Here is an 8900-nt window from a genome sequence, read left to right on the forward strand (position 1 = left end):
CCGACAGATCCAGATCGCGGGTCAGCTCATGCAGATGCCACGCCGCATCCACCTTCGGCGCCAGCACCCCGTCCAACCGCTCAGCGGTCAACGACGAGACCACCCCGTCATCCAAGATTCCTGCCGCATGCACCACACCACCCAGACCGCCATCCGCGCAGATCCCGTCCACCAGGTCCGCCAGCGCCGAACGGTCACTCACATCACACGCCACCACCCTGGCCCGCGCACCCAACTCCGCCAGCTCGGCCACCAACCCGGCAGCCCCGTCGGCGTCCATACCGCGACGGCTGGCCAGCACCAGACGCCGGACCCCGTGCTCAGCCACCAGATGCCGGGCCACCAAACCACCCAGCGTTCCTGAGGCTCCGGTGATCAGCACGGTCCGGTCGGGGTCGAGCCCACCGCCGGTGCCGCCGGTCGGATGTGCCTTGACAAGGCGGGTTCCGTAGCACCCCCCCGCACGGATGATCAGTTCGGGTTCGGGGCTTCCGGGCACGCGGACCAGTTGCTCCGCCGAGGCGGCCTCCGCGTCGAGGTCGACGAGGACGATCCGGCCCGGGTGCTCCGCCTGCGCAGAGCGCACCAGGCCGCGCACCGCCGCACCGGCCAGATCCTCGACCGGCTCCACCGCGCCCCGGGTGACAACCAGCAGGCTCGTGTCCAGGAACCGCTCGTCGGCCAGCCACGACTGCAGCACCGCGAGGACCCGGTGAACGGTCTGGCGGGTGACCGCGGCACCGGAACCGCCGCCGCAACTCACGGCGATCACATCCAGGGGCCCGGTGGCATCCAGGTCTGGGCTGAGCGACACGGCTTCGACGTGTCCGGTCAGGGCGGGCAACAGCTCCGGCCCGCCCAAGTCCACGATTCCCCACTTGCCGGAAGCCGGCTCAGGCAGCGTGACCGCCGTCGTCTCCAGGCGGTACAGCCCGTCCTGGGACGGGGTGCGCACGGCGGCGAGCTGTTCGGCGGAGACGGGCCGGACGGCCAGCGACTCCACCGAAACAACCGGCGCTCCCCGTGTGTCGGCGAGTTCCACCGCCACCGTCCGTTCGCCGGTCATGCGCAGACGCACTCGCACCGCAGACGCTCCTACTGCGTGCACCGTCACTCCGGACCACGCGAACGGCAGCAGGCCCGCCATCTCCTCGGCCGGACCGGCCAGCCCGAGCGCGTGCAGCGAAGCGTCGAGCAGCGCCGGGTGAACACCGAACCCATCGACCTGGTCGCCGGTCTGCTCCGCGAGCGCGACCTCGGCGAAGATCTCGTCGCCGCGCCGCCAGGCCGCCCGCAGCCCCTGGAAGGCGGGGCCGTAGGCCATCCCGTGCTCGGCGAGCATGCCGTACAGCTCGTCAGTCGACACCGTCTCCGCATCCGCCGGCGGCCACTGGTGAAGCTGCCCACCTGGCTGGACGGCGGTGCCCAGAACACCGGACGCGTACCTGGTCCATTGCGAGTCCGGGAACGCGTCGCCGGGACGCCCATACACCTCGACCGACCGGCGGCCCGGCTCCTCACCGGAACGGACGACGATCTGGACGGCCACTCCCCCATCGCCGGGCAGCACCAGCGGGGCCTCGATCGTGAGTTCCTCGATCGTGGGACAGTCGACCTGATCACCGGCGAACAACGCCAGTTCCACGAACGCGGTGCCGGGCAGCAGGGTGGTGCCCATGACGGTGTGGTCGGCCAGCCACGGGTGGGTGTCCAGGGACAGCCTGCCGGTGAGGACGACACCCTCGTTGTCAGCGAGGGGCACGGCCGCGCCGAGCAGCGGGTGGTCAGCGGGCTGCAGCCCGGCCGCCGTAACGTCTGCGGCACCGCCGACCGAATTGATCCAATACCGCTGCCGCTGGAAGGCGTAGGTCGGCAGGTCGACGCGTTCGGCGCCGGGGAACAGCGCCGCCCAGTCGACCGGGACACCGCGGGTGTGCAGTTCCCCGACCGCCGACAGCAGTTGGCGGGACTGATCCCGATCACGGCGCTGGACGGCCACGAACTCCGCGTCATCGCCGGGGTCGGCCGTGGCGGTCAGCGCGGCGTCGGGTCCGATTTCCAGGAACGTGGTGATACCCTGGCCGCGCAGGGTCTGCACACCGTCGTGGAAGCGCACGGCTTCGCGTACGTGCCGGACCCAGTAGCCGGGAGTGCACAGGTGTTGGGGGTCGGCCATCTCGCCGGTCAGGTTGGACACGATCGGCAGGGTGGGCGGCTGGTAGGTCACGCTCGCGGCGATGTGTTCGAACTCGGCCAGCATCGGATCCATCAACACCGAATGGAACGCATGCGAGACCGGCAACGGCCGCGCCGTGTCGAACTGCGCCGCGACCTGGGCGACCGCGTCTTCGCGGCCGGAGATCACCACACCGTCCGGGCTGTTGACCGCCGCGACCTCCACCCCGTCCACCAGATGGGCCTGAACCTGGGTTTCGGTGGCGCGGATCGCGGTCATCGCCCCACCCGGCGGCAGGGCCTGCATCAACCGGCCCCGCGCGGCCACCAGCACCGCCGCATCCGCCAGCGACCACACCCCGGCGACGTGCGCCGCGGCCAGCTCTCCGATGGAGTGCCCAGCCAGGTAGTCCGGCCGCACCCCCCATGCTTCCAGCAACCGGAACAACGCCACCTCGATGGCGAACAGCGCGGGCTGCGCCCACCCCGTATCCCCCAACCCACCGTCGTCGTCGGTGTTGTTCCACATCACCTGGCGCAACGGCTCAGGGAAATGGGCCATCACCTCATCGAAAGCCTCGGCGAACACCGGGAACGCCGCATACAGCTCTCGGCCCATGCCGATGCGCTGGCTACCCTGACCGGAGAACACCACCGCCAACCGCCCACCAACAACCGAACGGCCAGTGACACCGTCCAACTCGGCCAGCAACTCCTCCCGGTCGGCGCCCAACACCACCGCACGGTGCTCCAGATGGGCCCGGCCGGTGGCCAGCGAGAACCCCACATCGGCCGGATCCAGCCCACGATCCGCCACATGCCCGGCCAGCCGCTGCGCCTGGGCGCGCAGACCGGCCTCGGACTTGGCCGAGAGCACCCACGGCACCACCGGCAACTCCACCCGCGGCTCAGGCTCAGGCTGCGGCTCCGCCGCAGGCGCCTCTTCCAGAATCACGTGGGCGTTGGTGCCACTGATCCCGAACGAGGACACCCCCGCCCGCCGCGGATGACCATTGGGCTCCCAGGGCTGGGCCCGAGTAAGCAGTTGTACGGACCCTGCCGACCAGTCCACATGCGGGCTGGGCTCATCCACATGCAACGTCCGCGGAAGAACTCCATGCTGAAGGGCCATCGCCATCTTGATGACGCCCCCGACACCCGCAGCCGCCTGAGCATGACCGATGTTCGACTTCAACGACCCCAACCACAGCGGCCGATCCTCGGGCCGGTCTTTGCCGTAGGCGGCGATCAAAGCCTGCGCCTCGATGGGGTCGCCCAGTGCCGTACCGGTTCCGTGCGCCTCCACCGCATCGACCTGGTCGGCCGGAACGCGCGCGTTCGCCAGCGCCTGCGCGATCACCCGCTGCTGCGACGGCCCGTTGGGCGCGGTCAAGCCATTGGAAGCACCGTCCTGATTCACCGCCGACCCACGCACCACCGCCAACACCCGATGACCATTGCGCTCGGCGTCCGACAACCGCTCCAGCACCAGCACCCCGGCGCCCTCGGCCCAGCCGGTGCCGTCCGCGGACGCCGCGAACGACTTGCACCGGCCGTCCTTCGACAGGGCACGCTGCCGGCTGTACTCCACGAACATGTCGGGGGTCGCCATCACCGCGACGCCGCCCGCCAGCGCAAGGGAGCATTCCTTGTGCCGCAGGGACTGACAGGCAAGGTGCAGCGCCACCAGGGACGATGAGCAGGCGGTATCCACCGATACCGCGGGGCCTTCCAGCCCGAGCGTGTACGCCACCCGTCCAGAGACGACGCTTCCGCCCACGGCGCCCATCGCGTAGTCATGGTGCATCACCCCGGCCCACACGCCGGTCGCCGTGCCCTTCAGCGACCCGGGAGCGATTCCGGCACGTTCCAGCGCCTCCCAGGACGTCTCCAGCAGCAACCGCTGCTGGGGGTCCATGACCAGCGCCTCACGCGGCGAGATGCCGAAGAAGCCGGGGTCGAACTCCCCGGCCTCGTACAGGAACCCGCCCTCACGGGCGTAGCTCGTGTCCGGCCGGGAGAGTTCCGGGTCGTACAGCCCCTCCACATCCCAGCCGCGGTCGGCCGGGAACTCCGCGACGGCGTCCACGCCCTCGGCCACCAGCTCCCACAACCCCTCGGGGCCGGTGACGCCGCCGGGGTAGCGGGCTCCGATGCCGACGATCGCGATCGGTTCGCGCGCCGCGGCCGCCTGCTTCCTGGTCTGGTCGCGCAGCCGCTCGGTCTCCCTGACCGACGCGCGGAGAGCTTCGACGATCTTCTGGTCGGGCTCGGCCATCTGTCTTACACATCCTCGGTCAGGTCGTCAGAGTCGGAGCCGCGAAGCGCCAGGTCGATCAGCTCGTCGGCGTCCAACGTGTCGATCGAGTCGCGGCCGCCGCCCGCCGGCGCCGCCCGTCCGCCGGTGCCGTCCGCGAGTTCGAGCAGGTCGTCCATCAGTCCCGCATCGCGCAACCGGGTGATCGGAATGGCTTGCAGGAGCCTGCGGATCTTCGCTTCGTCACCGTCGTGGCCGCCGTCGCCGTCGGGGGTCAGCTCGGCCTTGAGGTAGTCGGCGAGGGCCCGGCTGCTGGGGTAGTCGAAGACGGCGGTCGCCGGCACCGAAAGGCCCGAGGCGCTCCTGAGCCGGTTCCTGATCTCCACCGCGGCAAGGGAGTCGAAGCCCAGCTCCTGAAATGCCCGATCGGGTTCGACCGTGTCGGCCGACCCGTGGCCCAGTACAGCCGCCACCTGTGTACGGACGAGATCGAGCAGCAGCCGGTCCTGTTCAGCGTCGGCCAACCCGGTCAGTCGTTGCGCCAGGTCGAGGCTGCCGGCGGGCGCCTCGGCCGCTCGAGCGGCCTGCCGGACGGGTGCGCGGACCAGGCTCCGCAGGACGGCCGGGACGCTCGTTCCCCGCGCCCGGACGGCGGCGAGGTCGAGAGTGACGGGCAGGAGGGCGGGCTCGCCCGAGGCGGTGGCGGCGTCGAACAACTCCAGGCCTTGCGCGGCGCTCATCTCGAGCATGCCCCACCGGCGGATCCGCTGCAGATCCGATTCCATCAGGCGCTGCACCATTCCATGGCCTTCGCCCCACAGACCCCAGGCCAGTGACTGAGCCGGCAGGCCTTGCGCGTGCCGATGCTGGGCCAGCGCCGTGAGGAACTGGTTGGCAGCGGCGTAGTTGGCCTGGCCCGGCCCGTCGACCACGCTCGAGGAGGAGGAGAAGAGCACGAACGCCGACAGCGGCATGTCGCGGGTCAGCTCGTGCAGATGCCAGGCGGCGTCGACCTTGGGACGGGCCACGATGTCAACGTGTTCGCTGGTCAACGCTCCGATCAGGGCGTTGGCGCCGATTCCCGCGGCGTGGACGATCGCGGTCGGCGTGTGCCGGGCCAGCAGGTCGGCGACCGCGTCGCGGTCCCCGACGTCACAGGCCACGACTTCCGCTTGGGTACCGAGCCCGGCGAGTTCTGCGACGAGTTCGGTCGCGCCGTCGGCGGCGATGCCTCGGCGGCTGGTCAGCAGCAGCCGCCGGACGCCGTGCTCGGCGGCCAGATGGCGGGCGACCAGGCTGCCCAGACCACCCGTACCGCCGGTGATCAACACCGTGCCGTCCTGGTCCCACGAAGGTACGGCCTCCGCGGGGGTGAGGGCGCGGGTCATCCGCGGCACGAGCAGTTGCCCGGCGCGGATGGCGAGCTGTGGTTCCGCCGTCCCTATCGCCGTTGCCAGCGCGGCGGCCGACTCGGGTCGGTCGTCCAGATCGATCAGTGTGAACCGGTCGGGATTCTCCGCCTGAGCTGAACGCACCAGGCCCCAGACCGCGGACTGGGCCAGAGCGGTGACGTCCTCACCTGGCATCACGGCGACGGCACCACAAGTGACCAGCACCAGCCGAGACTGCTCCAACCGCTCGTCGGCCAGCCATGCCTGGAGCAGTTCCAGCACCTGACTCGCCACATCCCGGAACCGGCCGGGCATCTGGGCGGAGTCCCCGGACGGGCTGTAAGCCACGACCGTGGCAGGGGTGCCTTCGGCGTGCGACGCCAGATCCGGATAGCGCTTCGTGCCGTTCAGCACTGGTTCGGCGGTGCCCAGCAGGACGTAGGGGGCGGGGTCGGCGGCTGGCGCCGGGCTCCAGTCGAGCCGATACAGCGGAGTCTGGGAGGAGGATTCTCCGGTGGCCAGCTGCTCAGCCGGCAGGGTGACCAGCGAGTCCACCTCGGCGACCAGCGTGCCGGCGCCGTCCGCGACGGTCATCTGGAGCTCTGCCCCCGCGCTGCGGACACGCACCCGCAGTGTCGCGGCGCCCGCCGCGTACAGCCGGACGCCGCTCCAGGTGAACGGGATCCGTGGGCCTTCGTGTCGCTGCCCCGCGATGAAGCTCGCGTGCATCGCCGCGTCGAGCAACGCCGGATGCAGACCGAACCGGGCGGCCTCCATCGCCGCGCCCTCCGGCAGCACGACCTCGGCGAAGACGTCCTCACCGCGCGACCACGCAGCCTGTACGCCCCGGAAGGTATGCCCGTACTCCAGGCCGCCCTTGAAGAGGCCGTCGTAGAAGCCGGCCAGGTCGAGCCTGGTCGCTCCCTCCGGTGGCCAGACATCCATACCGGCAGCATTTGCCGGCGCGACCTCGGGAGCCAGGACGCCGGCGGCGTGCAGGGTCCACGGAACGTCCGGAGGCGCTTGGTCGGGGCGAGAGTGGATGTGGACGGTTCTGCCGCCCTGCGGACCGGCGTCCCGCACGGCGACCTGAAGGGTGATGCGCTGCTCCGCGTCGATGATGAGAGGCGCGTGAAGGGTGAGCTCGTCGAGTGTGGGGTAGCCGGTCTGGTGGCCGGCGTGAAGGGCGAGTTCGACGAACGCGGTACCGGGGAGCAGGGTGGTGCCCATGACTGTGTGGTCGGCCAGCCAGGGATGGGCGGCTTGGGAGAGCCTGCCGGTGAAGATGGTGCCGTCGGTGTCGGCCAGCACCAGCGCGGCTCCGAGCAGCGGATGGTCGTTGGTTTCGAGACCGGCCTTGGCGACGTCGGCGGTACCACTCACCGAGTCGAGCCAGTACCGCTGGCGTTGGAAGGGGTAGGTGGGCAGGTCGACTCGTTGGGCGCCGGGGAACAGCGCCGCCCAGTCGACCGGGATGCCGCGGGTGTGCAGTTCCCCGACCGCCGACAGCAGTTGGCGGGGCTGGTCGCGGTCGCGGCGTTGGACGGCTATGAACTCCGCGTCGTCGCCGGGGTCGGCGGTGGCGGTCAGCGCGGCGTCGGGTCCGATTTCCAGGAAGGTGGTGACGCCGTGGCCGCGCAGGGTCTGGACACCGTCGTGGAAGCGGACGGCTTGGCGGACGTGCCGCACCCAGTAGGCCGGGGTGCACAGGTGGTCGGGGTCGGCGAGGTCGCCGGTCAGGTTGGACACGATCGGCAGGGTGGGCGGCTGGTAGGTCACGCTCGCGGCGATGTGTTCGAACTCGGCCAGCATCGGGTCCATCAACACCGAATGGAAGGCGTGTGAGACCGGCAGCGACCGCACCCTGTCGAACTGCGCGGCGACTTGGGCGACGGCGTCTTCGCGGCCGGAGATCACCACACCGTCCGGGCTGTTGACCGCCGCGACCTCCACCCCGTCCACCAGATGGGCCTGAACCTGGGTTTCGGTGGCGCGGATCGCGGTCATGCCCCCACCCGGGGGCAGGGCCTGCATCAGCCGGCCGCGGGCGGCCACCAGCACCGCCGCGTCGGGCAGTGACCACACCCCGGCGACGTGTGCTGCGGCCAGTTCTCCGATGGAGTGCCCGGCCAGGTAGTCCGGCCGCACCCCCCATGCTTCCAGCAACCGGAACAACGCCACCTCGATGGCGAACAGTGCGGGCTGCGCCCACCCGGTCTGCTCCAACCCACCGTCGTCTTGGTTGTCGTTCCACATCACCTGGCGGAGTGGTTCGGGGAAATGGGTCATGACTTCGTCGAAGGCGTCGGCGAACGCCGGGAACGCGGCGTAGAGGTCTTGGCCCATGCCGGTGCGCTGGCTGCCCTGGCCGGAGAACACCACCGCCAACCGCCCACCAACAACCGAACGGCCAGTGACACTGCTCAGTCCGGTCAGGAGTTCGTCGCGGTCGGCGCCCAGCACCACCGCACGGTGCTCCAGATGGGCGCGTCCGGTGGCCAGCGAGAACCCCACATCGGCCGGATTCAGTTCACGGTCCGCCACGTGCTCGGCCAGGCGCTGCGCTTGGGCGTGCAGGCCGGTCTCAGTCTTGGCGGAGAGCATCCACGGCACCACCGGCAACTCGACCCGCGGCTCAGGCTCGGGGGCGGTTTGTGCAGCGGGTGCTTCTTCGAGGATGACGTGGGCGTTGGTGCCGCTGATCCCGAACGAGGAGACACCGGCCCGCCGCGGATGCCCGTTGGGCTCCCAGGGCTGCGGCTCGGTCAGCAACCGCACCGAACCCGCCGACCAGTCCACATGCGGATTGGGGTCATCCACATGCAGGGTCCTCGGAAGGACTCCATGCTGAAGGGCCATCACCATCTTTATGACGCCACCGACACCGGCGGCGGATTGGCTGTGGCCGATGTTGGACTTCAACGACCCCAACCACAACGGCCGATCCTCCGGCCGGTGTTTGCCGTAGGTGGCGATGAGTGCTTGGGCTTCGATGGGGTCGCCGAGGGTGGTGCCGGTGCCGTGGGCTTCGACGGCGTCGATGTCGGTGGGGGTGAGTCCGGCGCTGGTGAGGGCTT

3 protein-coding genes are annotated in these 8900 nt (G+C 70.4%); 1 reads left to right on the top strand and 2 read right to left on the bottom strand.

The features are described 5' to 3' along the window. A partial coding sequence (locus tag E1285_RS40685; RefSeq protein WP_132159941.1) for a type I polyketide synthase occupies window positions 1-4453 on the bottom strand: 4453 nt, incomplete at its 3' end. A 5-nt stretch (window positions 4454-4458) separates the two neighbouring features. Further along, the gene (locus E1285_RS40690; protein WP_243723399.1) at window positions 4459-8643 is read right to left on the bottom strand and encodes a type I polyketide synthase; all 4185 of its coding nucleotides are present in this window, start codon (window positions 8641-8643) and stop codon (window positions 4459-4461) included. A gap of 24 nt (window positions 8644-8667) precedes the next feature. On the opposite strand from E1285_RS40690, the gene E1285_RS47940 reads away from it, so the two are divergent. Beyond that, window positions 8668-8900: hypothetical protein (locus E1285_RS47940; RefSeq protein ID WP_243723400.1), on the top strand; the 233-nt coding region annotated here is incomplete at its 3' end.

It is taken from the genome of Actinomadura sp. 7K507 (assembly GCF_004348425.1).
Classification (GTDB): domain Bacteria; phylum Actinomycetota; class Actinomycetes; order Streptosporangiales; family Streptosporangiaceae; genus Spirillospora.